Source organism: Hamadaea tsunoensis DSM 44101 (assembly GCF_000428945.1).
GTDB classification, from domain to species: domain Bacteria; phylum Actinomycetota; class Actinomycetes; order Mycobacteriales; family Micromonosporaceae; genus Hamadaea; species Hamadaea tsunoensis.
This window is the reverse complement of sequence record NZ_AUAX01000006.1, coordinates 17,320-41,840: the sequence shown is the minus strand read 5'-3', so window position 1 is coordinate 41,840 and position 24,521 is coordinate 17,320. Positions and strand designations below refer to the sequence as shown.

Here is a 24,521-nt window from a genome sequence, read left to right as displayed (position 1 = left end):
CCGGATCAGGCGGCCTTCGCCAGTCGTGCCCGTCGCAGCGTGGTCATCGACAGCGCGGGAAGACTGCTCGGCGCCCGGTGGCGGCCGATGTAACGCGCCGGGTACCGCGGCTCGAACAGTCGGTTGATGATGACCTTCATGGTTATTCCTCCCCCTTGGTGGCCGGGTGCCCTCCCGAGTCACCCTGGGGAACGACACCGACACAGGAAGGTGACGCAAAGGCGGCGTGTCGGGTTGCCCTGCGATCGGATCTGCTACTCACTTATCGCCACAAGTAGCTTCTAAATGGACAAAATTCTCGCAATTTCCGAGTACGGGTTACCCGCGGGTAATAGTCACGCGCTACAGTCGAGGTTACCGACCAGTAACGAGTCTTGGGGAAGCGATGACGCACTACAAAAGCAACCTTCGGGACCAGGAGTTCAACCTCTTCGAGGTGTTCGACGTCCCCTTCGGCACCGGCCCCTACGCTGACGTCGACGCCGACACCGCGCGCAGCGTGCTCGCCGAGGTCGACCGCCTGGCGCGCGTCGATCTGGCGGCCAGCTTCGCCGAGGGCGACCGTACGCCGCCGGTGTTCGACCCGCAGACGCACAGCGTGAAGGTCCCGGACGGCTTCAAGAAGTCGTTCGCCGCCTTCATGGACTCCGAGTTCTGGCGTCTCGACCTGCCCGCCGAGGTCGGTGGCACACTCGCCCCGCGCGGCCTGTGGTGGTCGCTGGCGGAGATGATCCTCGGCGCGAACCCGGCGATCTGGATGTACTCCTCCGGTCCCTCCTTCGCGCACACGCTGCTCATCGAGGGCACCCCGGAGCAGAAGAAGTGGGCGCGGCTGTTCATCGACCGCCGCTGGGGCTCGACGATGGTGCTGACGGAGCCGGACGCCGGCTCGGACGTCGGCGCGGGGCGTACCAAGGCGATTCCGCAGGCCGACGGCTCCTGGCACATCGAGGGCGTCAAGCGGTTCATCACCTCGGGCGACCAGGACATGACCGAGAACATCGTGCACTACGTACTGGCCCGGCCGGTCGACACGCCCGGTGCGGGCGGCCCCGGCACCAAGGGCCTGTCGCTGTTCGTCGTGCCGAAGTTCCACTTCGACGCGGAGACCGGTGAGCTGGGCGAGCGCAACGGCGTCTTCGCCACCAACGTCGAGCACAAGATGGGCCTCAAGGTCTCCGCGACCTGCGAGATGACCTTCGGCGGGCATGGCGTACCGGCGAAGGGCTGGCTGCTCGGCGAGGTGCACGAGGGCATCCGGCAGATGTTCCTGATCATCGAGAACGCCCGGATGATGGTCGGCACCAAGGCGATCTCGACCCTGTCGACCGGCTACCTGAACGCCCTGGAGTACGCCAAGGAGCGCGTACAGGGGTCGGACATGAAGAGCATGACCGACAAGTCGGCGCCCCGGGTCACGATCACCCACCACCCGGACGTCCGGCGGTCGCTGATGCTGCAGAAGGCGTACGCGGAGGGCCTGCGGGCGCTCTACGTCTACGCGGCGCAGTGGGCCGACAAGGCGCGCATCGCCGAGGCCGCCGGTGACGAGAAGGCGACCGCCAAAGCCACCAAGATCAACGATCTGCTCCTGCCGCTGGTGAAGGCGGTCGGCTCCGAGCGGGCGTTCGAGCTGCTGGGCTCCGAGGCGCTGCAGACCTTCGGCGGCTCCGGCTTCCTGCAGGACTACCCGCTGGAGCAGTACGTCCGCGACTCGAAGATCGACTCCCTGTACGAGGGAACCACCGCGATCCAGAGCCTCGACCTGTTCTTCCGCAAGATCGTGCGGGACAACGGCAAGGCGCTGCTGACCGTGGCCGGCGAGATCTCCGAGTTCGTCACCGCCGAGAACGAGAGCGGCGAGCTGAAGGAGGAGCGCGAGTCCCTGGGCCGCGCGGCCACCGAGATCCAGCGCATGCTGGGCACGATGACCGGGTGGCTGGCCGAGGTCGGCGGCGGCGACGGCGACGCGATCTACAAGGTCGGCCTGCACTCCCGCCGGTTCCTGCTGGCCCTCGGCGACCTGCTCATCGGCTGGCTGCTGCAGCGTCAGGCCGCGGTCGCCCTGGCTGCCCTGCGCGGCGAGGTCTCCGACGCCGACCGGGCCTTCTACACCGGCAAGGTCGCGGCGGCGCGCTTCTTCGCCACCGAGGTGCTGCCGCGTATCGGCGCCGACCGCCGGATCGTCGAGAGCGCGTCCACCGAGCTCATGGAGCTGGACGAGGCGTCGTTCTGACAAATCTGATCGAGGTGCCGGGGCGGGCTTGGGCCAGCCTCGGCACCTCTTCCTTCGCCACCACCGCGATCACCGGATAGCCCCCGGTGGTGGGGTGGTCGCTCAGGAAGATCAGCGGCTTGCCGTCCGCGGGTACCTGCACCGCACCGGTCACGACCGGCTCGCTCGGCAGTTCCCCGGCCTTCGCGCGGGTCAGGGCCGGCCCTTCCAGTCGCGCGCCCACCCGGTCGCTCATCACACTCACGGTGTACGCGTCGCGGAGCAGCCGGTCCGGTTCGGCGAACCAGTCGTCGCGCGGCCCGAAGCGGACCCCGATCGTCAGCTCCGCGGGCGGCACGCTGACCGGCAGCCAGTCCACACCGGACGGAAGCCCGGCCGGATCACCCACCGGCAGCACGTCGCCGGTCTTCAGCGGTTCCGGCCCGAGCCCGCTCAACGTGTCCGTACTCCGCGACCCGAACACCGCCGGAACGTCAAAGCCGCCCGCCACAGCGAGATAGCGGCGCAGCCCGGAAGCCGCGAGGCCGACCGAGAACCGCCGACCGCAGACGGGCGTACAGAGCGGTGCGGGCCGATCGTCCACTGTCAACGGGCCCGGTGCGCCGGTCAGTGCCACGACGACGGGCGCAGCCGACGCGAGGATCAGGCCGCCGACGGTGATCTCCAGTCCGGCCAGCCCCGAAGGGTTGCCCACCAATCGGTTGGCGGCGGCGAGGCTCGGCCCGTCGACCGCCCCGGACGGGGGGATCCCGAGATGCGCCAGTCCGGGCCGGCCCTGGTCCTGCAGACTCGTCTGCCCCGATACGCGTATTACGGAGATCTCATTCATCGACGAACCGAACGACGGTGCCTGGCGTCAGCGGCGGGGTCTTCTCAAGATTGAAGAGGGGAAACGATGTGCTGCCGAGAAGGTGCCAGCCGCCGGGAGTCGCGCGGGGATAGATCCCCACCCACTCGCCGGCGGTGGCGACGGAGCCGGCCGGGACGCGGGCCCGGGGCGTCGCGCGGCGCGGAAGCCGCAGCTCCACCGGAAGGCCCGCCAGGTAGGCGAATCCCGGCGCGAAGCCGCAGAAGGCGACGGTGAAGACGGTCTCGCGGAGAACGGCGGCCGGATCGCGACCCCACAGCGCGGCCGTCGCAGCGGTATCGTCGCCGTCCCAGCGGACCGGGATCTCCACCGCGGTCGCCTGAGTCTCGATGTCGGCAGGTTCAAGGTCGCGGAGCACCCGAAGCGTCCGGCCGAGATCGGCGATGCCGTCGAGGAGGACCGTCGACGCGGCGGGAACGATCTCGACGCAGTCGAACTCGCCACGATCCCGGGCCGCGCACAGCGCCACGAACCAGCGGTACGGCTGGGCGACCTCCAACAGGAGGCCACCTTCACCCACCCGCCGGATCTCCATCTCAGGCCTGGGCGAACAGCGCGCTGACCGACTCTCCGTTGTGGATGCGGCGGATCGCCTCGGCCAGCGCGGGCGCGATCGACAGCACGGTGGCCTTCTTGGGCCGGTCCTCGTGCGGGATGGGGACCGTGTTGGTGCAGACGATCTCCAGCACGTCGGGCTCGGCGGCCAGCCGCTGCAGCGCCCCTGCCGAGAAGAGGCCGTGCGTGCAGGCGACGCGTACGGAGGCGCAACCGCCTTCGCGCAGGCGATCCAGGAGCTCGATGATCGTGCTGCCCTTGGCGATCTCGTCGTCGAGCACGATGATGTCGCGGCCGGCCACGTCGCCGACGATCGCCCCGATCTTGACGACGTCGTCGGGGAAGCGCTGCTTCGCCCCGAACGCCACCGGTACGCCGAGCAGCCGCGCGAAGGCCGCGGCCTCCTTGGCGTTGCCGAGGTCGGGCGACACCACGGTGGTACGCGAGAGATCCAGCCCGCGGAAGTGCCCGGCCAGTTCGCGCAGGGCGTGCAGATGGTCCACGGGAACGGAGAAGAACCCGTGCACCTGTGGGGAGTGCATCGTCATCGTCAGGACGCGGCCCGCCCCGGCGGTCGCGAGCAGGTCGGCGACGAGCCGGCCGCCGATCGAGATCCGGGGCATGTCCTTCTTGTCCGACCGCGCGTACGCGTAGTGCGGCATCACCACCGTGATCCGCCCGGCCGACGCACCCCGGGCGGCGTCGCACATGAGCAGCAGTTCGACGAGGTGCTCCTGGACCGGGGCCACCAGCGGCTGGATCAGGTAGACGTCGCGCTCCCGGCAATTGGCCTGCAATTGCACTTCGAGGCAGTCGTTCGCGAACCGGTTGACGCGGACCGGGGACAGCGGCGTCCCCAGTTGCGTACAGACCTCGTCGGCGAGTTCGGGGTGGGCACTTCCGCTGAACACGGCGATGTCGCGCACGTCTGTCATCGTAGGGGAGCCCGGACCCCCACTCGGTGTCGGCGTCCCAAGGGGTATTTTTTCCGGCCTTTCGCCCTATTCTCGGCGGCTATAACCGGCAATACGGAAACTGTTCCACGCTCGAAATCAGCGTCCGCCGGTTGCCGGCAATTCGAGCGGCCGTCCCGCGGAGGCGTCGCGAGGGTGCTGCGAGGGTGCCGCGATGGTGGGAGTAACGAAGTTCACCGCGTTCCTACTTGCTAGTAACTTACGGTTCCGTAACCTGGAGGCATGACCGTCGAGGCTCCCCGCCGTCTGCGCCCCGTCGACATCGGCAAACCGCGCCTGCGCGGGTGGCTGCACGCGTACGCGTTCTTCGTCGCGCTCGCCTGCGGTGCCGTGCTCATCACGCTGGCCGCGTTCCGGCCGGGAACCGCCCCGGTGGTGAGCGTCGCGATCTACAGCCTCACCGTGTGCGGGCTGTTCGGGATCAGCGCGCTCTACCACCGCCGCGTCTGGAGCGAGCGCGGGTACCAGCTGATGCGGCGGCTCGACCACGCGATGATCTTCATTTTCATCGCCGGGACCTATACGCCGTTCTGCGCGCTGCTGCTCCCGTCAGGCGAGGCGACCCTGCTGCTCAGCCTGGTCTGGGCGGGCGCCGCCGCGGGCGCGACCGTGTCGATCGTCTGGCCGCACGCCCCACGCTGGGTCTCCGCGCCGATGTACATCGCGCTCGGCTGGGTGGCGATCGCCGTCCTGCCCACGATCCTGCACAACGGCGGGGTCGCGGCGCTCGTCCTGCTGCTCGCCGGCGGGGCCGCGTACACGGTGGGGGCGGTGTTCTACGCCCTGCGCCGGCCCAATCCCTGGCCCACCGTCTTCGGCCACCACGAGTTCTTCCACGCCTGTACGCTCATCGCCGCCATCTGCCACCACATCGCGATCTACTTCGCGCTCTACTCGTGAGGCCCGCCTAGGCTGGGCGCATGGATCTCAACGCGGACCTCGGCGAGGGCTTCGGCCAGTGGAGCCTGGGCGACGATGACGGCCTGCTCGCCCTCGTGACCAGTGCGAACGTGGCCTGCGGCTTTCATGCGGGGGACGCCGGGATCATGCGCCGGGTCTGCGCCGGCGCGGCCGAGCACGGGGTCGCCGTCGGGGCGCAGGTCGGCTACCGGGACCTCGCCGGATTCGGCCGGCGGAAGATCGCGTACGAGCTGCCGCAACTCCGGGACGAGCTCATCTACCAGGTCGGCGCGCTCGTGGCGGTCGCGCGTACCGAGGGGGTCGCGGTGCGGTACCTCAAGCCGCACGGCGCGCTCTACCACTCCGTCGAACACGTGCCCGCCATCGTCGAGGCGGCCATCGAGGTCGGACTGCCGGTGCTGTGCGCGCCCGAATCCGTGCTGGCCACGGCGGCCGGGGACGCCAACATCCGGGTCGTGTTCGAAGGGTTCGCCGACCGGGCGTACCGGCCGGACGGAACCCTGCTCCCGCGGGACAAGCCGGGCGCGGTGATCGGCGACACCGAGGAGGTCGTCGCCCGAGCCCTGATCATGGCCGTCGACCAGCGCGTCATCGCCGTGGACGGCACGGTCGTCCCGCACAACGTCGACTCGATCTGCGTACACGGGGACACGCCCGGAGCCGTCACCATCGCCCGGTCGGTACGCGCAGCGCTGGCCGCGGCCGGCGTACCCCTGGAGAATTTCAGTGGGCGAGAAGCGCGAGCGGCAGGCGGTCCGGAGCGTCCGCGGAGATCGTGACCGGTACGCCCCAGTCCTGCCGGGTGAGGTGGCAGGCGGCGTGCTCGATGTCGGCGTCGCAGGTGGCGGCCTGGGCGACCACCTGGAGGATGCCCGAGGTGATCTCGGGATTGACGACGAGCCGGCGGGTGAGGTCGGTCGTGACGCCCTGGCCTTCGAGCAGCAGCTCGGGCGGGGCGGCGGAGATCTCGAGGCGGGTCGACGGGCCGTAGGTGTCGTCGAGCTTCTGACCGGGCGGCGGGCTGAACAGGATCTCCAGCGTGACCTCCCCCGCGCGCAGCGGCGTCGGCGGCCGTTCGACCTGCAGGCGGCCCTTGTCGATCGAGGCGACGACGCCGGGCGCGAGCCGCGTCAGCTGATGCGCGGCCGACTCGACGACCAGCACGTCGCCGGCGGCCGTGACGATCACGTCGCTCGGCTCGGCCAGGCCGCTCGCGACGGTGGTGACCTCGCCGTCGGCGAACCGGCGGACCGCGCCGTTGTAGGTGTCGGCGATCAGCACCGAGCCGTCCGCGAGCGCGCAGACCCCGAGCGGGTGCTGGAGCAGGGCGTCGGCGGCGATGCCGTCCACGTGGCCGAAGTCGAAGAGGCCCTGGCCGACGGCGGTGTGCAGCTGCCCGTCCTCGACGAACCGCAGCGCGCTGGACTCGGAGTCGGCGAACCACAACCGGCGCCCGTCCGGCGTCACCGACAGGCCGCTCGGCTGCGACAGCCAGGCCTGCTGGGGGTCACCGTCCTTGAGAGACTCGACGGTCGTGCCCGCGTACGCGCCGGCCGTCCGCTTCGCCGGGTCGAACCACCAGAGCTGGTGGATGCCGGCCATCGCGATGATCACGCGACCCTCGTAGTACGCGACGTCCCACGGCGAGGACAGGTCGACACTGAGCGCGTCGTGCGCCCGGAAGTCCACGGTCGAACGCCACTGCCGGCCGCTGCCCGCGATCGTGGTGACCACGCCGGTCGCGGTGTCGATCCCGCGCAGCAGGTGGTTGACGGTGTCGGCCACGACGACGTCGTACCCGACCTGGCCGGCCAGCTTCTCTGGCAGGACGCAGAGGCCCTGCGGCTCCGAGAACGAGGGCTCGGCGCCGTCGGTGCGGCCACGCTCGCCGGTGCCGATCCGGCGTACCACGGTTTCGGCGTCGGGGGCCAGCTCGACGATCGAGTGTCGCGCCGAGTCGCTGACCAGGATGTTCCCGTTCACGAGGGCGAGTGCCTTGCCGGGGAACCGCAGCGTCGTGGTGCTCGGCGGCGGCGGCACGTACGGTCCGTCGCCCCGGTGCAGGGTGCCCTTGGCCTCGTGCTCCTCGACGATCTTGTCGATCAGCCGGGCCAGGCCCTCCGCGTGGCCCTCGCCGGCCATGCTCGCGACCAGGTAGCCCTCGGGATCGACGATCGACAGGGTCGGCCACGCCTTGGCCGCGTACTCGTTCCACATCAGCAGCTGCGGGTCGTCGAGAACGGGATGGGCGACCTCGTAGCGCTCGACCGCGGCGACCAGCGCGTCCGGGTCGCGCTCGTGCTCGAACTTCGGCGAGTGCACGCCGACGATCGTGAGCACGTCGCCGTACTTCTCCTCCAGCGGCCGCAGCTCGTCCAGCACGTGCAGGCAGTTGATGCAGCAGAAGGTCCAGAAGTCCAGCAGAAGGATCTTCCCGCGGAAGTCCGCGAGGTGCAGATCCTTGCCGCCGGTGTTCAGCCAGCCTCGACCGCGGAGCTCGGGTGCGCGTACTCGTGCCACACGATCATTCTGCCCGGCCCGGACCGGGGCCGCCCAACGGGTGTGACCCGGAGATCTTTTCGTGTCACGGCATCGATCGGGCGATCGCCACCGGGCAGGCCGCGTGCTGGAGGACGGTCGCGCTGACGGTACCGAGACGCGTACCCGGGAGGAAGCCGGGCGTGTGGGCGCCGAGCACCACCAGTGCGGCCGTGTGGCTCGCGTCGATCAGCTCGTACGCCGGCCGGCCCTCGATCAGCACGGGAACCACCGCCACGCCGGGATGGCGGTGCCGGGCGGGCTCCAGCGCCTTGTCGAGAGCCTCTTCCCCGGCATCCCCGCCCTCGAGCAGCAGATCCGAAGGGCCGGTCGGCCCCGGGCCGGCCTGGACGGCCCGCAGCGGTACGCCACGCAGCTCGGCCTCCGCGAAGGCGAACTCGACCGCGTCCTGGTTGGCCGGGGTTCCATCGACACCGACGACGATCGTGGTGTGCGCCGGTGCCGCCTGACCCCGGGTGACCACGACCGTGCACGCGGCGTGCGCGGCCACCTTGCTCGCGACCGAACCGAGGAGGAGCTGGGGAAACCCGCCCCTGCCCCGGTGCCCGAGGAACAGCAGATCACTGCTCTCGGCGGCGGAGATCAGCACCTTCGACGGTTCGCCCGCGATGATCTCCGCCGTCACCGGTACGCCGGCGTCGACCGCCCGCTCGGTGACCGCCCGGATCGCCAGCTGCGGTTCGGATTGGGGATCGGGATCCTGGTTCGCCCAGGCGGCATGGCCGGCCCACGGATCGGCGTAGACGGCGCGTACGGGTCGGCGGCGCAGCCGGGCGGCGGCCACCGCCAGGTCGAACGCCTCCAGGCTCGGCGGGGAGCCGTCGACCCCGACGAGAATGGCGGGTGCGGTCACGGCGTACTCCCTCGGCGTCGGTCCGTCTACCTGCGCCAACGTGCGACATCCGCCGGGGTGACGCCCGGATCAGGCGCCGACGCGCTCCGGTCGGGGATCCGTGTCCGCCTCGCCGACCGCGGGTCCACTGCTCGGGGATCCGCCGGCTCCCGGTTCGGTGGTGACGATCGATGCCACGCGGCCGTCCTGCTCCGGGGTGATGAGCCGGCGCAGCGAGAGGGACAGCAGCGAGGCCAGCAGGCAGCCGCCGACGATCAGTGCCAGCCAGATGCCCGAGTGCCCCGGGCTCCTGCCGTCGCCGATCAGAGGCGCGGCGGTCACCGGGCCGACGATGCCGGAGATGCTCCACACCATCGAGCCGAGCGCGTTGAACCGGCCGCGCAGCTCGTCCGTCGCGAGCGAGTTGAGCAGGGTCGGGTTCACCGGCGACAGGATCGTCTCGCCGCTGGCGAACACCGCGGCACAAGCGATGACGGCGGCGGCGGAGATCACGGCGTTGCGGCCGTCGACCGCGCCCGCGATGCCCAGGATCAGCCAGGAGAAAGCCATGATCAAGCCGACGACGGCCAGCATCCGGGTCCGGCTGCGGCCCTCGATCAACCGGAGCACGAACAGCTGCGCGATCACGATGACGAGCGTGTTGGCCGTGAACGCGAACGCGATCACCCGCGGGCTCACGTGCGCCACGTTGATCGCGAAGGCGTTGAAGCCGACCTCGATCTGCGCGTACCCGCTGATGGTGAGCACGATGCTGAACAGCAGCAGACGGCGGAAGCCGCGGTGGGCGAAGACCTCACGGTAGCCCGGCTTACGGACGGTGTCGGCGACCTGCGCCGCGGCCTCGGAGATCACTCGCAGGCCGACGCGGCGCATCGTCAGCAGATTGAAGAACGGCACGAGGTACATCGCCGCGTCGATGAGGTAGATCAGCTGGAAGGTGCCCGGCCGGTCGAGGTCCACGATCGATCCGGCGATCACCGTTCCGGTGCCGATACCCAGGTTGAGCAGGGCGAAATTGAGTCCGAAGGTCTTCTGCCGCTCCTCGGCGGAGGTCACCGAGGAGAGCAGCGTCGTGAACGCCGCCCAGATGACACCGCCGCCGACGCCGATCAGGGTCACCGATCCGAACGCCTGCCAGGGGTCGCGTACCAGGCTCATCGAGGCCACTCCGCACGCCTCGACGAGCAGCATCGGCAGGATGATCCGGCGTACGCCGAACCGGTCCACCGCCCAGCCGCCGATCGGCCCGATGACCAGGGAGCAGACGGCCATCCACGCGATCACCAGGCCGGCCGTGGTGGCGGAGAGGTCCCGGACCTTGGTGAGATAGATGAACATGAACGGCAGCGTCAGCCCTCGGCCGGTCGCCGAGAACAGGGTCGCGAAGAGGATGCGTCGAGCCTCTACGCGCCGGGGGAGCAGGTTGTGGACCATGGCCCCCATCCTGACGAGGGGGTATGACAAAGGGCCACCCATTTACGTAAGGGTGACCCCAGCCACAGATGCCTTACCTTTGCCGGTCGGTGCGACCGGCTCCGCCAGGCGCGCCTACTTGTTCGGTTCCTCCAGGCAGAAGACGTCGCTGCCCTGGACGAGCGCGCGGGCCTGGGGGTCCGGGCAGTCGTTCTGGTCCGCGACCTTCTTGACGATCTTGAGGCTGCCCGCCGCCGTGCAGTCCACGACGACAGCGGTGGAATCCTTGGGCTGCACGCACTGGCCGACCGCGAGAGCGGGGCTGCCGCCGCCGACGAGCTTGCCGACGACCCACAGCGCGCCGAAGGCGAGACCGATGAGCAGTACGCAGGCCGCGATCACCATGACCAGGACCTTCGCCGTGCCGCCGGACTTCGGCGGCGCCACCGGGTCGGCCTCCGGCTTGAAGCTGTCGAACCGGTTCTGGGCCGAGTCCCCGGCCGGCTGCGGCTCACGCTGCGCCGGGATGGCGGGCGCGGTCGCCGCGGGCTGCGGGGCGGCCGGCGTCGGGGCCGGTCCGAGCAGATCGCTGTACGCCGACATGCCGGCGCCGCGGCCGGACGGCTGCTGCGTACCGGTGCTCGCCGGCGGCGCGAACGGGCTGGTCGGAGCCGGGGCCTGGGCGGCCGGTTCGGCGGGCGCCGCGGCCGGCGCGGAGCTGCCGTACACGGTGGACCTCGGCGCCTCGCCGCCACCGGCGGGCGCGCCGTAGACCGTGGGCTTCGGGGCCTCGGTGGTGCCGGCGGACGAACCGTAGACGGAGGACTGGGGCGCCTCACCGTTTCCGGCGGGCGAACCGTAGACCGTCGCCTGCGCGGGGCGGCCGTAGACCGTGGGCTGTCCGGGCTGGGCGGGTGGCGGCACCTCGGCCGGGGTGACCCGCCCGACGGAGACGCTCGCCCGCGCCGAGGCCTGCGGCCGGCCGGTCGACTCGGCGGCCGGCGGCTGCGCCTGGCTCGGGATCGCCGGCGCGGCCGGGCTGACCTGGCCGACCGGGGCACCACTCGTCTGAGCCGCCGGCGCGCCACTCGTCTGAGCGGCGGCGTACGTGCTCGCGGGCGGGTAGGTCGCCGGGGCGCCACTCGTCTGCGCGGCCGGCGTCTGCACCGAGGACGAACCGTAGACCCGGCCGCCCGTCGCGGGGCGGGTCGTGGCAGGGCTCTCGGACGGCGGAGCGATACGGCTGGCCACCGGCACCGAAGCCTTGGCGACCGCGGCGACACCGGCCGGCGTGGCGGACGCGGGCGGCTGCACCGGCTCCGGCGCGGCGGCGTACGCGGGCTCGGCGGAGACCGGCTCGGCCTGGTACGCCGATTCCTGATAAGCCGACTCCTGATAGGCCGGCTCGGGCGGGGCGCCGTACGGGGCGTCCGCCTGCGGGTACGTGGACTTGGCCTCGGCGAACGGCGACTCGCTCGGCGCGTACGACTCGGCCGCCGGCTGATAGGAGTCCGCCTTGTACGAGTCCGCCTGGTAGGAGTCCGGCTGGTACGAATCCGACTGGTAGGACTCAGCCTGGTACGAGTCCGAAGCCGCGTACGCATCGGAAGCCTTGTACGAGTCCGCCTGGTACGAGTCTGCCTTGTACGAGTCCGCCTGGTACGCGTCCGACGCCGGATACGACTCGGCCGCCGCCGGCTCGTAGGAGTCGGCCTTGTAAGAGTCTGCCTGGTAGGAGTCGGCCTTGTACGCGTCCTGCTGGTACGACTCGACCGACGGGTAGGTCGTCTTCGCCTCGGCGAACGGCGACTCCGGCTGCGGCGGCGCCTGATACGACGGCTCGTACGCCGGCGGCTCGCCGTAGACCGAGGAAGGCTCGGTACGCGCGGGCTCCGCCGGGGCGGCCGCGGGCGTGTCGAAGACCGACGTGTACTCGCGCGGGGCGTAGTCCTCGGCCGGCGGGCGCGCGGCCTCACCGCCGCCGCCGAACGGCGACCAGCCGCTGCTGTTGGCCTCCGGGATCTCGAACGCCCAGCTGCCCGTGCGCGGCTCCTCGACCGGCGGGGCGCTCGGCGCGAACGACTGCCACGAGGGCGCCTGCTCGGCCGGGCGGGACGGCTCCGGGGCGGGGGGCTCGGCCGGCGAGGTGCTCTGCTGGCTCGGGAACGGCACGACCGCCGGCGCCGGCACGTAGACCGACTCGCCCGGCTGCGGCGCGAACGAGGTGTGCTGCTGCGGCGGGAACACGGGCTCCTCGGCCACGTCCGGCGGGAAGCCGCCGAACGCCGGGGGCGGCGTGACCTGCTCGTATCCAGGCGGGGGCGTCACCTGCTCGTACGCGGGCGGCGGGGTGACCTGCTCGTACCCGGGCGGCGGCTGGGTACGGCCGGCATTGTCGTACCCGGTGCTGTCATAGCCGGCGTTGTCGTACGCCGAGCTGCCCGGGGAGTCGTACCCGGAAGAGCTGTCGTACGCCGCGGCTGCGGGTTCGGCCGGGGCCGGTTCCTCCTCACCGAAAGTGGGGAACGGCGAGCGTGCGACCGGCGTCGACGGCGTGAAGATCGGAAAGTCGTCGGGTACGGCCGGCGGTGGTTCGAACACGCCGTACCCACGATCGTTCGTTGCCGCGTCGCTCGGGCGGGTCTCGGGGTAGCCCTCGGACGTCATTCGCGCGCCTCCTTCACGTACGCGTCGTACCGTACCGGTCCGCAGCCCCGACCGGAACCCGGGTAGCTGGCCAACATAGTCAGTTGCCGGGGTTGGCCTGGTGGAACGCGTACACCCGAAAGTGCCAGGTCGACTCAGTCGCGTGGGGTGACCGCGGCCAGCAGTTCAGGGCCTCGCCGGTCGGCGGCGTCGCCCGCGATCTGGATGCCGAGCAGCACCGCACCCAGCCCGTACGCGAGCCCGACCGGCAGGGCGATCCAGCGCCAGATCTCGCCGAGAACCAAGGCGCCCAAGAAGAGTGGAGCCGCGAGCCCCAGCGAGGCGATCAGCGCACCGATGCCGAGCAGGCTCTTGGCGAAGCCGCCGCCGGTCTTCACCGCGAACGGGTTGGACGTCTCCGGCAGCGAGTAGGCGCCGTAGACGCTCAGCGTCAGGTTGACCGCTGCGCCGACCCCGAAGGCGCCGAGCAGCGTACCGAGCCGGAGGCCGAGGTCGCCGAGGTCGCCGGTGATGAAGCTCACCGCTACGGAGATCAACAGCATCAACGGGACCATGTACAGGGAGTAGCCCGCCACCCGGGTGCGCATCTCCAGCCGCCCCGGTACGCCGGCCGTCAAGTGCAGCGCGTACGCCGTCCCGTCGTAGCCGAACTGGTTGGCCAGGCCGACGGCGGCGATCACCCCGACCGAGATCATCGCGATGCCGCGCATGCCGGGGCCGGCGGCGGTGAACGTCGAGAACCCGGTGCCGGTCGAGAAGGAGCCGCTCGAACCCGCGAAGTTCAGCACGACCGGCAGGAACACGCCGATGACGGAGAAGGTGATCAGGTTGGCCCGGCGGCGGGCGTCGCGCCACCAGTAGCGCGCTTCGCGTACCACCATCGCGCCGGTGGCGTTGGCCGGCAGCCAGCGCAGGCGGCCGTAGAGGCGGGCGACCGGCGCGACGCCGTCGACGACGCGGCGCGAGGTGCCGTTGGACGTGGCGCCGACCATGGCGGTCTCGATGGTGTGCGACCACCACCGCAGCAGGAGAACCACGGTGGCGGCCGCGATGAGCAGCTTGGCGGCGGCCGCGACCCAGTGGCCGCGGCTGGCCTCCACCCCGACGGTCCAGGGTGCGCCGAGCGGGGTCCAGCCGACCACGGCGGCGAAGTGCCGCAGCTGGCCGAAGTCGGCCTTCTGCACGGCGGCGACGCCGAAGATCTGCAGCGGGCCGACCAGGGCGGCGATCAGGGCGAGCCCGACGGCCGCCAGGTCCCGGACGCGACGCGACCGCAGCAGGTTCGCGAAGGCGCTGGTCATGGACCGGGAGAGGGCGACGCAGACGAAGACGCCGAGCAGGACGCCGGCCAGGGCGGCCAGGGCCGGCCCGATGCCGTACCAGATGCCGGCGCCGATCGCGAGGCCGGACGTGGCCAGCAGGGTCGCCGCCGCCGGTACGCCGATCAGCGCCGCCGCGAACAGCCCCCCGATGAGCGTCCGGCGGGGCAGCGGCAGCAGCGCGAACCGGGCCGGATCGAGGGTCTCGTCGACGCCGAACCAGACCAGCGGCCCGAGCAGCCAGCCGATCGTCAGCAGCGCCCCGCCCAGGGCCGGGATCAGGTCGGTGAGCTCCGGGTACTTCGGCGTCATCGAGCTGACCATGGCGAGGCAGCCGAAACCGCCGAACCACACGCCGAGGAAGATCGACAGGACGAACATGACGATCCGGACGGTCTTGCCCCGGAAGCCGTTGCGCAGGACGCGCAGTTTCATCCCGGCGAAGATGCCCGGGCCGATCCGGCGCTGCGGTTCGGCGGCCTGCTCTACAGCCACGACAATTCCTCACCGGTGGCCGTGCGCCCGCCGACGACCTCGACGAACACCTCTTCCAGCTCGCGCCCGCCGGTGACCTCGGCGAGCGTACCGACGGTCTTGATGGCACCGTCGGCCATGATCGCCACGTGGCTGCAGAGCCGCTCGACCACCTCCATCACGTGGCTGGAGAAGATCACCGTCCCGCCGCCGTGCACGTACCGCTGCAGGATGTCGCGGATCAGCGAACCGCTCACCGGGTCCACCGCCTCGAACGGCTCGTCCAGCACGAGCAGCCGCGGCGCGTGCAGCAGCGCGCTGGCCAGCCCGATCTTCTTCTTCATGCCTGCGGAGTAGTCCACCACCAGCGTCCGGCCGGCGTCGGCCAGCGCGAGCACGTCGAGCAGCTCCTTCGCCCGCTGGTCCACCACCGCGCGATCCATGCCCCGCAGCATTCCGGTGTACGCGAGCAGCTCCGCGCCGTCGAGGCGGTCGAAGAGGCGTACGCCGTCGGGCATGACGCCGAGCAGGCGCTTGGCGGCGACCGGGTCGGCCCACACGTCGTGGTCGAGGACGACCGCGGTGCCGGCGTCCGGCCGCAGGAGGCCGACGGCCATGCTGAGTGTGGTGGTCTTGCCGGCGCCGTTCGGGCCGAGCAGGCCGAAGAAGCTGCCGGTGGGCACCTGGAGGTCGATGCCGGCGACGGCGACCTTCCGGTCGAAACGCTTGACGAGGCCCCGAAGTTCGAGTGCGGTCACGCTTGCAGACTACGATCTCAACGCATCCGGGGCATGCAGCCGGAACATGATCTGACCGACATCCATCGGTACGCGCCGCGACGTCGCCAGCGAGACGGTCACCATCACGGCGAACGCCAGCGGCACCGTCCACGCCGCGGGTTCGGCGATGAGCTCGCCGGCCGCGCCGGTCAGCGGCGGTCCGAAGACGGTCACGAGCACCGAACCCGCCGCCGCGCCGCCCCCCGCCAGGATGCCCGCGGCCGCACCGAGATCGGTGAGTCCGCGCCACCAGGTGCCCAGGATGAGCAGCGGGCAGAAGCTGGACGCCGCCACGGCGAAGGCCAGTCCCACCACTTGCGACGTGTTCAAGCCGGTGACGTGCAGGGCCAGCGCCAGCGGTACGCCGCCGCCCAGGACCGCCGCGATGCGGAACCCGCGTACGGAGTCGCGGCGCAGGACGTCGGTCGCGAGCACCCCGGCGACGGCCGTCAGCAGTCCGGACGCGGTGGACAGGAAGGCCGCGAACGCGCCGGCCGCCACGAGCGCGCCGAGGAGCTGGCCGAGCGGCCCGTCGCCGAGCGCCCGGCCGGGCAGCAGCAGCACCACGGCGTCGGAGCGTCCCTCGATCAGTTCCGGCGTCCAGATCCGCCCCAGTACGCCGTACAGCGTGGGAAAGAGGTAGAAGGTGCCGACCAGCCCCAGCACGACCAGCGTCGTACGCCGGGCCGCCGCGCCGTCGGGATTGGTGTAGAAGCGTACGAGGACGTGGGGGAGGCCCATGGTGCCGAGGAACGTGGCCAGCATCAGGGAGTAGGTGCTGAACAGTCCACGATGGCCGCCCTCGCTCGGCAGCAGCCATTCGAGCGGCGCGACCACGCCCGGGTGCCCGACCGACCGCCAGTGCATCAACAGCAGGATCGCCGGCAGGGCCAGCGCGGTGAGCTTGAGCCAGTACTGGAACGCCTGCACGAAGGTGATCGCCCGCATCCCGCCAAACGCCACGTTGGCCGTCACGACCCCGCCGACCAGCGCCGACCCGACCCACTCCGGCGCACCGGTGAGAGTGGACAGGGTCAGCCCGGCGCCCTGCAGCTGCGGTACGAGATAGAGGAATCCGATGAACACCACGAAGCCGGTGGCGAGCTTGCGCAGTCGCCGCGAGCCCAGCCGCAGCTCGCAGAAGTCCGGCAGGGTGAAGGCGCCCGACCGGCGCAGCGGCGCGGCCACGAACAGCAGCAGCGCCAGGTAGCCGGCGGCGAACCCGACCGGATACCAGAGCATGTCGACGCCGTTGCGCAGGATCAGGCCCGCGACGCCGAGGAAGCTGGCCGCGCTGAGGTACTCGCCGCCGATCGCCGCGGCGTTCCAGGTCGGGCTGATCACCCGCGACGCCACCAGGAAGTCGCTGGTCGTCCTGGCCAGCCGCAGTCCGTACGCGCCGATGGCCAGCGTCGCCAGGGTCACCGCACCGATGGCCGGCAGCACGTACGGGTTGGTCATGCCTTCTCCCGCTGGGCCGGCAGTTCCCGCCGCTGCAGGGCGGTGAAGTCGTGCTCGTTGCGGTCGGCGAGCCGCACGAAGGCCACCCCGACCCCGATCAGGAACGGGTACGCGAGCACGCCGAGCAGCACCCACGGCAGCCGGAATCCGGCGATCTCGACCTCGCCGAACTTGGGCGCGAGACTGAACAGGAGCGGCAGCGAACCCAGTCCGGCGAGCACCACGGCCGCCAGGCGCAACGCGAGCGCGAGTTGGGCGCGTACCAGGCCGCGGATCAGGACGTCCTCGACACCGGGGCCACCGGCCGGGGCCGCACTGTCGTCGCGCGGGATCTCCGACAGGACGATCCGCGTACGCTCCGGCGGTTCCGGGGGTGGCATCGCCGCATACTATCGACGATCACCACCCCCGGCGAGACCTCGCGTCCGGAGGCCGAGACTTCTTTACCTGGAGGAATAGTCGTACGGGCGGCGGCCGGTGCACTTGCCGAGGCCGTTGGGGAAGTCGCTCGCGAGCACCTTGCGGGCGTTCTCGCGGGCCCAGTTCCACTGGTACCACTCGTCCGGGCTGTCGCGCAGGTCCGTCCGCAGCCGCCCGAGGACGCAGTTGCGCGGATCGTCGGGCAGGTTGACCAGGGCGGGAACCGCGTCGGCCGTGAGCGCCGACAGGTAGTAGAGGTCGATCTTCTCGCCCGCCTTGTAGCGGTCGATGTTGTGCTGGGCGATGTACCGCTCGGGGTTCATCACGCACGCGCTCACCAGAATGAGGACGCCGACGCCGAGGACCGCCTGGGGCAGCCACGGCGCCTTCATCTTGATTCCGGCCAACAGGACGAGCGCGAACATCGCGGCGAGGAAGAGCTCCAGCATCGCGACGGCGAACCGCATCCGGGTCAGCCCGTACGTGTCCACGTAGAGCTGGAGCCGGGTCAGCGCCGACACGACGATGACGATGCTCAGCCCGCAAAGCCCGCCCAGCAGTACGCGCAGCGCCAGCCGGTCGCCGCCCGTCTCCTTCCGGCCCCACCGGGCGGCCACGCCGACCACGATCAAGGTCAGGATGGCGACCGCCACGAGCTGCTTGAAGCCGCTGACCGCGTACGTGGAGTAGTTGATCTGGGAGTGCTTCAGGACGTAGTCGTTGCCGCCGAACAGGGCGGTGAACTGCACGGCCACGAAGCCGACGAACAGCAGCAGGAGCCCGCCCAGCGGCAGGACCAGCAGGTCACGGCCGAGAGTGGACTTGGCCTGGGTCTCCATGCCGCGCAGGTTCGGCGGCCGGGTCGCCAGGAAGACGCCGCCGGCCGTCATGATCACACCGACGCCGAGCAGGAACAGGCGCAGGATGATGTTGCCGGCGTCCGCGCTCGGGAACAGCTTGCCGATGCGGCTGAAGAACGCGCCCAGGTAGTGGGCGAACACGGCGTCCGCGGAGGCGAAGAGCGCGCCGAAGACCACCAGCAGGACCACTGTGATCACCACGGACAGCGTGAGGCGGCCGCGCCGCTGGCTGCGGGCGATCATGGCGGCCTTGGCGTCCGCCCCGCCACCGGCGGCCGCTTCCGCGCGGGCCCGGCGGGCGGCACCGAGCGCGCCGATACCGGCGGCGATCCACGGCAGGCTGCGGAAACCGGCGATCGGCGCTGCGATCAGGCCGAACAGCAGCGCCCGCAGCGAACGTCCGCCGGCCGCGGCCAGCGAGGCACAGCCGATGGCGGCGAGGACGCACCAGAAGGTCAGCAGGCCCGAAGACCGGATCGCGCTGAAACTCAGCAGGACGATCGCGGCGACGCCCCAGACCGCTCGCATGATCCGGTCCCAGGTGGACACTTCGGCGTCGCTGCGGAAGGCCGCGTACCCGACGGCGAGGGCGGCCAGCAGACCGGCCACCGGCCAGCCGATGCCGGGCCGGTCCGGCGGCAGCGTGAGGGCGAACCCGAGGCCGCCGATCAGAATGCCGATCAGGGCACCGATCGAGGCCGGGCTCACGGGCGCCGGCCAGCGCGTCTGCAGGAATCCCGGCGGGGCGGGCCGGCGTACCAGGACGGGCTGTGGCCCGTAGCCGGGCTGAGCCGCGTAACCCTGCGGCACCCCCCGGTACGCGGGCGGCGCGTTCCCCGCTCCGACGGCGACCGGCGGGGCGACCGGGAGCGCGACGGACTGCTCGGCCACGGGTGCGGGGGAGGGCGCGGGGATCGCCGCCACCTCCGCCGGACTCTCGGCCGCCGTCGCGACGGCTTCCTCGACGGGTGCGACCGCTTCCGGGGCGACCGCTTCCGGGGCCACCGCTTCCGGGGCCTCGGCTTCGGGTGCGGGCTGTTCCGTCGCGGCGGGCGCAGCCGCCTTCTTCGCCGGAGCGCGCTTCGCGGGTACGCGCTTGACCGGTGCGGCGGCGTCGCCGGCGGTCTCCGCGTCCGGGGCGGCCTTGGCCGGTGCCTTCTTGGCGGGGGCACGCTTCGCGGGGGCACGCTTCGCGGGGGTGCGCTTGGCGGGCGGGGCGGCCGCCGACGATTCCACTGGTGTTGCGGTGAGGGGTGCTTCGGGCGGTGGCTGGGCCGCGGCGGGCTGGGCAGGCGGCTGCTCAGCGGTGGGCTCTGGCGTCTCCGACATTCGGAGACTCTAACCCGAACATGTTCAGTTTGGTGTCCCTCGTTGCCAGCCCTGTTTGGCCGCCCGAACCAGACGGTCCTTGAGTTCCCGGGTGTGCCGCCGGCTCACCGGCAGCTCGGCACCGTCCACGATCACCACGTAGCCGTTGCCGGTCAGGCGAAGCTCGCCGATGAGCCGGATCTGCACGAGATAGGACCGGTGGATCCGCACGAAGCCCGCGTCCGCCCAGCGTTCCGCCAGCGTCGCCAGGGGTACGCGGACCAGGTGCGAGCCGCCCGAGGTGTGCAGCCGCGCGTAGTCGCCCTGCGCCTCGACCCAGCGTACGGCGGATCTGGGCAGCAGCTTCGTCACGCCGGCCAGCTCGACGGGGATCGACACGTCGGCACCGGCCGACGGGGCGGGCGCGATCGGGAGCACCAGGCGGGCCACGACCCGGCGTACGGACTCGGCGAGGCGGTCGGCCCGGATCGGCTTGCGGACGTAGTCGATGACACCGAGATCGAAGGCGTCCACGGCCGCGTCCTCGTACGCGGTCACGAAGACCACGGCCGGCGGCCGGGCGAACCGGCGCAGGACGCGGGCGAGTTCGAGCCCGTCCAGGCCCGGCATGCGGATGTCCAGGAAGACCGCATCGACCTCGTGATCACGCAGGATGCGCAGGGCGTCGGTGGCGTCCCCGGCGGTGTGCAGCCGGGCGATGCGCGGATCGGCCCGCAGCAGGTACGCGAGCTCGTCCAGCGCCGGCGGCTCGTCGTCCACGGCCAGCACCCTGAGAAACGCCGGAACCTCGCTCATGCTCGTACCCCGGGGCGGAATTTGGGAATCCGCAGGCTGACCTTCGTGCCGGCGCCGAGCGCGGTCTCGACGACCAGGCCGAACCGGTCGCCGAAGACCGATCGGAGCCGTTCGTCCACATTCGCCAGACCCACGTGTTGTCCCGCCTCGTCGTCCTCGGCCACGTCGTGCCCGCTCGCGCGCCGGGACAGCACCTGCGGATCCATCCCGACCCCGTCGTCCTCGACGGTGATGTGGCACTCCGAGCCGGCGTCCTCCGCCTCGATGCGCAGACTACCGACGCCGGGTTTCCGCGACAGCCCGTGGCGTACGGCGTTCTCGACGAGCGGCTGCAGGCAGAGGAACGGCAGCGTCACCGGGAGCACCTCGGGCGCGATGCGCAGGCGTACCTGGAGGCGGTCGCCGAACCGGGCCCGTTCGATGGTGAGGTACCGGTCGATCGAGCGCAGTTCCTCGGCGAGCGTCGTGAACTCCCCGTGCGCCCGGAACGAGTAGCGGGTGAACTCGGCGAACTCCTCCAGCAGCTCCCGGGCCCGGTCCGGGTCGGTACGCACGAACGAGGCGATCGCCGTCAGCGCGTTGTAGATGAAGTGCGGGCTGATCTGGGCCCGGAGGGCGCGTACCTCCGCACGGGCGAGGCGTTCCCGCGAACTGTCCAGCTCGGCCAGGGACAGCTGGGCGGACACCCAGCGGGCCGTTTCCAGGGACGCCTGCACCAGGCCGGGGGCCGGGCGGTCGTCGGTGACGGCGGCCAGGGCGGCGATGGGCATCGAGCCGCCGCCGCTCAGTGGAACGACCACGGCTCCGCGTACCGGGCAGTCGAGCCGGTCGCAGGGCAGGTCGCCGGCGTCGAGCACGGTCGTCCGGCCGGTACGCACCGTCTGCTGGGCGGCGGCCGCGAGATGACCCGCGTGATGCGAGCCGACCCCGTCCAGGGCGAGTTGCTCGTTCACGTCGAACAGGGCGAGCCCGATCGCGCCGATCAGGGGGCGGAGCAGGCGTACGGCCTTGGTGGCGGAGGCGGTGGTGAGCCCGGCGCGCAACGGTTCCGCGGCGAGGCCGGCGGCGTGCAGCACTTCGTAGGTGGCGCGCTGGGTGGCGGTCGCGATCCGCGGGCGCCGCCGGAGCCGGAAGACGGCGCCGACGGCGAGGCCGAGCGCGACCAGGAGGGCGACGGCGGCGAGGGCCGTGGGCACGCGCCGCCGCCCGGTTAGTACGCGCCCTTGCGGGCGAGTACGACGCCGATGGTGCGCCAGAGGATCGACAGGTCGTACGCGAGCGACCAGTTGTCGACGTAGTAGAGGTCGAGGCGGACCGCCTCTTCCCAGGTGGTGTCGGAGCGGCCCGAGACCTGCCACAGGCCGGTCATACCCGGGCGCACGAGCAGCCGGCGCCGGGCCGGGCCCTCGAAGTCGTCGTCGCCGGCGGGCAGCGGGCGCGGCCCGACCAGCGACATCTCGCCGAGGACGACGTTGATCAGCTGAGGCAGCTCGTCCAGCGAGGAGGCGCGCAGGAAGCGCCCGATGGGCGTGACCCGCGGATCGTCCTTCATCTTGAACAGCAGGCCGTCGCTCTCGTTCATGTCGATCAGCGTGGCCAGCCGCTCTTCGGCGTCGGTGTACATGGTGCGGAACTTCCACACGCGGAACGTGCGGCCCTCGTGGCCGATCCGCTTCTGCCGGAAGAACGCCGGGCCGGGGTCGGTGATCTTGATGCCGAGCGCGATCAGGCCGAAGATCGGCAGCAGCACGAGCAGGCCCAGCGCCGCGCAGACCCGGTCCATCGCGTTCTTGGCCAGCAGCGACATGCCGGAGAGCGTCGGCTCCTCGACGTGCAGCAGCGGCAGGCCCTCGATCGGCCGGATGTGTACGCGCGGACCCGCGATGTCGGTGATCTGCGGGGCCACGACCAGGTCGACGCCGGAGCCCTCCAGTTCCCAGGCGAGCTCGCGCAGCTTGCCCGGTTCGGAGTTGGCCGAGCCGCAGATCGCGATCGTGTCCGCGCCGACCTCGTGCACCAGCCCGATGATGTTGCGGTTCGTGTAGACCGGGATGGGCACCTGGGCTCGGCGGGCGGCCGAGACGCCGTCGGTCAGGTGGATCGCGATGGGCAGCAGGCCGGCGGCCGGGCTGCGCGTGACGATCTTGTAGACGTACAGCGTCTCCTGCAGCGTGCCGACCAGCAGCGTGCGGTGGTTGGCCTGATGGATGCGGCGGCGCACGAAGTGCAGTACGCGTCGCGCCGCCCCGCGCCCGATCAGCATGTAGATCAGCGCGCCGACCACGGCGGTGAGCACGGACCAGCGCGACAGCAGGACGCGGAAGCCGAAGGCGGCGACCGAGACGGTCGCGAGCACGGCGACGGCGGCCCGCACGACCCGCTTGAACTCGTCCGCCCCGATGCCCAGGTGCCGGCGGTCGTACGCCCCGTTGCCCCACAGCAGCACCAGCCAGCACAGCGGCAGCGCCACGTACGCGATCAGGGAGAAGTAGTTGCCGGTCTCGTTGACACCGGTGGACGCCCGCGTCTCCCACCACGACACGGCGGTGAGGCTGCCCAGTGCGGCCGCGGCGTAGTCCAGGACGAGCAGGAACATGATGTAGGGCCGGTGCCACCGGGCGAGCCGGGGCCGGGCCCGCATCCACGCCGAGCGGGCGACGCCGTTCATCTTGCGGACGGGATCCTGCTCGGGACCGCCCGGCTCCGGGCCGAGCCCGGTGTCGCGGCCGAGCATCTCGGTGACCACGGTCTTGTCGACCGCCTCTCCGCGTTGGGACTCGCCGTGCGGGGAGTCGGCGAGCGCGCTGGGAACGGAGGGTTCCGCCGGCAGCGGATCAGTGTGCCCCGAGACCTTCGGAGGCTTTGTGAGACTCGTCGTCACCTCACCCGGGTCCTCCCGTGCCACATTCGCCAGTCTTCCATTCCCCGACCGGCATTGGAGCGCATGCGGTCAGAGTGGGCACCGGCCGGACGTCGGGCGGCCCGCGCCGGCCGCACCTGGCGGCTCGCGCCAGCGGTCCGGCACGCTCCCCGGCGTGTCACTATACCGACGTTTGATGGGTGCGGAAGAGGCTTGATCCTCAGATGACTCCAAGCTACCGCTGCTGAACGCCCTGTATCCCCGACCGGACTACCGCAGCAGCTTGGACAGCCGCCGGTCGGCCAGCGGTTTGCCGCCGGTCTGGCAGGTCGGGCAGTACTGCAGGCTGGAGTCGGCGAACGAGACTTCGCGTACGGTGTCGCCGCAGATCGGACAGGCCTGCCCGGTCCGGCCGTGTACGCGCATCCCGCCTTTCTTCTCGCTCTTGAGCGTGGCCGAGCCCTGGCCGACCGACCGGCCGATCGCGTCGGTGAGCATCGCCCGCATCGCCTCGTACAGCCGATCGACCTGGTCGTCGGTCAGCTTCGTGGACATCGCGAACGGGGACAGCTTCGCCGCGTGCAGGATCTCGTCCGAGTACGCGTTGCCGATGCCGGCGATGATCTGCTGATTGCGCAGCACCCCCTTGATCTGGCCGTTCTGCGCCTTCAGCAGGTCGCCGAACGCCGCCCGGGACAGGGTCAGCGGCTCGGGTCCGAGCTTGGCGATGCCCGGCACGTCGGCCGGGTCGCGGACGAGATAGACGGCGAGCTTCTTCTGCGTACCGGCCTCGGTGAGGTCGAAGCCGGACCCGTCGTCCAGGCGTACGCGCAGGGCGATCGGTCCCTTGCCGGGTTTCAGCGGGAGCGTCGCCGGGAAACTCTCGCGGTAATGCAGCCAGCCGGCCCGAGCCAGGTGGGTGACCAGCAGGAGGTCGTCGCCCAGCGCCAGTTCCAGGAACTTGCCCCGCCGGCCGGCCCCGGTCACGGCCCGCCCGGCGGCGCTCGTCACAGGAGGATCGAACGTCTTGAGCGCCGAGATCGCCGCGACCTCGACCCGGTCGACCACGCGACCGACCACTCGCTCGCGCAGGAACGCGGCGAGCGCTTCCACTTCCGGCAGCTCGGGCACGTCCACCACGGTATCGCGCCGGGCCTGGGGCAGGGGGCGGCCAGACG

21 protein-coding genes are annotated in these 24,521 nt (G+C 71.3%); 4 read left to right on the top strand and 17 right to left on the bottom strand.

Translation table 11 applies throughout. The features are described from left to right. Nucleotides 1-5 precede the first annotated feature (5 nt). A complete protein-coding gene (locus tag G401_RS58290) occupies nucleotides 6-140 on the bottom strand; it encodes a hypothetical protein (RefSeq protein WP_281174168.1) in 135 nt (44 codons plus the stop codon). Nucleotides 141-385: 245 nt separating this feature from the next. Between G401_RS58290 and G401_RS0112590 the strand changes: the two genes are divergently transcribed. After that, nucleotides 386-2,236, top strand: a complete 1,851-nt coding sequence (locus G401_RS0112590; RefSeq protein ID WP_027342793.1) for an acyl-CoA dehydrogenase — start codon at nucleotides 386-388, stop codon at nucleotides 2,234-2,236. Here G401_RS0112590 and G401_RS0112585 read toward each other — a convergent pair. Genes G401_RS0112585 through G401_RS0112575 form a run of 3 tightly spaced genes read right to left on the bottom strand, consistent with a single transcriptional unit; the run spans nucleotide 2,208 to nucleotide 4,585 of the window. Beyond that, complete coding sequence (locus G401_RS0112585; RefSeq protein WP_027342792.1) at nucleotides 2,208-3,065, bottom strand: 5-oxoprolinase subunit C family protein; 858 nt, start codon at nucleotides 3,063-3,065, stop codon at nucleotides 2,208-2,210. The two genes, G401_RS0112590 and G401_RS0112585, sit on opposite strands and share 29 nt — an antisense overlap. Next, nucleotides 3,058-3,639: a 5-oxoprolinase subunit B family protein gene (locus tag G401_RS0112580; protein WP_027342791.1), complete on the bottom strand. Its 582-nt coding sequence runs from the start codon at nucleotides 3,637-3,639 to the stop codon at nucleotides 3,058-3,060. The genes G401_RS0112585 and G401_RS0112580 overlap by 8 nt, the downstream gene beginning before the upstream one ends. 1 nt (nucleotide 3,640) lies before the next feature. Continuing rightward, the gene (locus tag G401_RS0112575) at nucleotides 3,641-4,585 is read right to left on the bottom strand and encodes a ribose-phosphate diphosphokinase (protein WP_027342790.1); all 945 of its coding nucleotides are present in this window, start codon (nucleotides 4,583-4,585) and stop codon (nucleotides 3,641-3,643) included. 270 nt (nucleotides 4,586-4,855) lie between these two features. On the opposite strand from G401_RS0112575, the gene trhA reads away from it, so the two are divergent. Together trhA and G401_RS0112565 are read left to right on the top strand one after the other, a co-directional pair. Next, a complete protein-coding gene (gene trhA / locus G401_RS0112570; RefSeq protein ID WP_027342789.1) occupies nucleotides 4,856-5,533 on the top strand; it encodes a PAQR family membrane homeostasis protein TrhA in 678 nt (225 codons plus the stop codon). Nucleotides 5,534-5,553: 20 nt separating this feature from the next. Then, on the top strand, nucleotides 5,554-6,333 hold the full coding sequence (locus tag G401_RS0112565) for a LamB/YcsF family protein (protein WP_027342788.1): 780 nt from the start codon (nucleotides 5,554-5,556) through the stop codon (nucleotides 6,331-6,333). On the opposite strand, the gene G401_RS0112560 is transcribed toward G401_RS0112565, so the two are convergent. The 9 genes from G401_RS0112560 to G401_RS58570 form a co-directional block, all read right to left on the bottom strand. Then, complete coding sequence (locus G401_RS0112560) at nucleotides 6,278-8,074, bottom strand: NHL domain-containing thioredoxin family protein (RefSeq protein ID WP_027342787.1); 1,797 nt, start codon at nucleotides 8,072-8,074, stop codon at nucleotides 6,278-6,280. The two genes, G401_RS0112565 and G401_RS0112560, sit on opposite strands and share 56 nt — an antisense overlap. 64 nt (nucleotides 8,075-8,138) lie before the next feature. Then, nucleotides 8,139-8,966 carry a universal stress protein gene (locus tag G401_RS0112555; RefSeq protein WP_027342786.1) on the bottom strand — a complete coding sequence of 276 codons (828 nt, stop codon included), beginning with the start codon at nucleotides 8,964-8,966 and terminating at the stop codon, nucleotides 8,139-8,141. A gap of 69 nt (nucleotides 8,967-9,035) precedes the next feature. Continuing rightward, the gene (locus tag G401_RS45235; RefSeq protein ID WP_064741751.1) at nucleotides 9,036-10,400 is read right to left on the bottom strand and encodes an MFS transporter; all 1,365 of its coding nucleotides are present in this window, start codon (nucleotides 10,398-10,400) and stop codon (nucleotides 9,036-9,038) included. A 114-nt stretch (nucleotides 10,401-10,514) separates the two neighbouring features. After that, nucleotides 10,515-13,046: a hypothetical protein gene (locus G401_RS0112545; RefSeq protein ID WP_027342785.1), complete on the bottom strand. Its 2,532-nt coding sequence runs from the start codon at nucleotides 13,044-13,046 to the stop codon at nucleotides 10,515-10,517. A 134-nt stretch (nucleotides 13,047-13,180) separates the two neighbouring features. After that, on the bottom strand, nucleotides 13,181-14,866 hold the full coding sequence (locus tag G401_RS0112540) for a hypothetical protein (protein WP_027342784.1): 1,686 nt from the start codon (nucleotides 14,864-14,866) through the stop codon (nucleotides 13,181-13,183). Continuing rightward, entirely contained in the window at nucleotides 14,851-15,597 is a 747-nt protein-coding gene (locus tag G401_RS0112535) for an ABC transporter ATP-binding protein (RefSeq protein WP_027342783.1), read from the bottom strand. Before G401_RS0112535 ends, G401_RS0112540 begins: the two co-directional genes overlap by 16 nt. Nucleotides 15,598-15,606: 9 nt before the next feature. Continuing rightward, nucleotides 15,607-17,079 carry a sodium/solute symporter gene (locus G401_RS0112530; protein WP_027342782.1) on the bottom strand — a complete coding sequence of 491 codons (1,473 nt, stop codon included), beginning with the start codon at nucleotides 17,077-17,079 and terminating at the stop codon, nucleotides 15,607-15,609. Further along, nucleotides 17,076-17,459: a hypothetical protein gene (locus G401_RS0112525; RefSeq protein WP_027342781.1), complete on the bottom strand. Its 384-nt coding sequence runs from the start codon at nucleotides 17,457-17,459 to the stop codon at nucleotides 17,076-17,078. Before G401_RS0112525 ends, G401_RS0112530 begins: the two co-directional genes overlap by 4 nt. Nucleotides 17,460-17,522: 63 nt before the next feature. Then, entirely contained in the window at nucleotides 17,523-18,887 is a 1,365-nt protein-coding gene (locus G401_RS58570; RefSeq protein WP_407636865.1) for a DUF4153 domain-containing protein, read from the bottom strand. Nucleotides 18,888-19,455: 568 nt separating this feature from the next. On the opposite strand from G401_RS58570, the gene G401_RS58565 reads away from it, so the two are divergent. Further along, nucleotides 19,456-19,701, top strand: a complete 246-nt coding sequence (locus G401_RS58565; protein ID WP_169734177.1) for a hypothetical protein — start codon at nucleotides 19,456-19,458, stop codon at nucleotides 19,699-19,701. Between the two features lie 11 nt (nucleotides 19,702-19,712). On the opposite strand, the gene G401_RS0112515 is transcribed toward G401_RS58565, so the two are convergent. The 4 genes from G401_RS0112515 to G401_RS0112500 form a co-directional block, all read right to left on the bottom strand. After that, entirely contained in the window at nucleotides 19,713-20,483 is a 771-nt protein-coding gene (locus G401_RS0112515; protein WP_027342780.1) for a LytR/AlgR family response regulator transcription factor, read from the bottom strand. Next, the gene (locus tag G401_RS0112510; protein WP_027342779.1) at nucleotides 20,480-21,679 is read right to left on the bottom strand and encodes a sensor histidine kinase; all 1,200 of its coding nucleotides are present in this window, start codon (nucleotides 21,677-21,679) and stop codon (nucleotides 20,480-20,482) included. The genes G401_RS0112515 and G401_RS0112510 overlap by 4 nt, the downstream gene beginning before the upstream one ends. Before the next feature lie 14 nt (nucleotides 21,680-21,693). Then, the gene (locus G401_RS45225; RefSeq protein WP_051366634.1) at nucleotides 21,694-23,151 is read right to left on the bottom strand and encodes a sugar transferase; all 1,458 of its coding nucleotides are present in this window, start codon (nucleotides 23,149-23,151) and stop codon (nucleotides 21,694-21,696) included. 462 nt (nucleotides 23,152-23,613) lie between these two features. Continuing rightward, a complete protein-coding gene (locus G401_RS0112500) occupies nucleotides 23,614-24,474 on the bottom strand; it encodes a DNA-formamidopyrimidine glycosylase family protein (RefSeq protein ID WP_027342778.1) in 861 nt (286 codons plus the stop codon). Nucleotides 24,475-24,521: the final 47 nt, after the last annotated feature.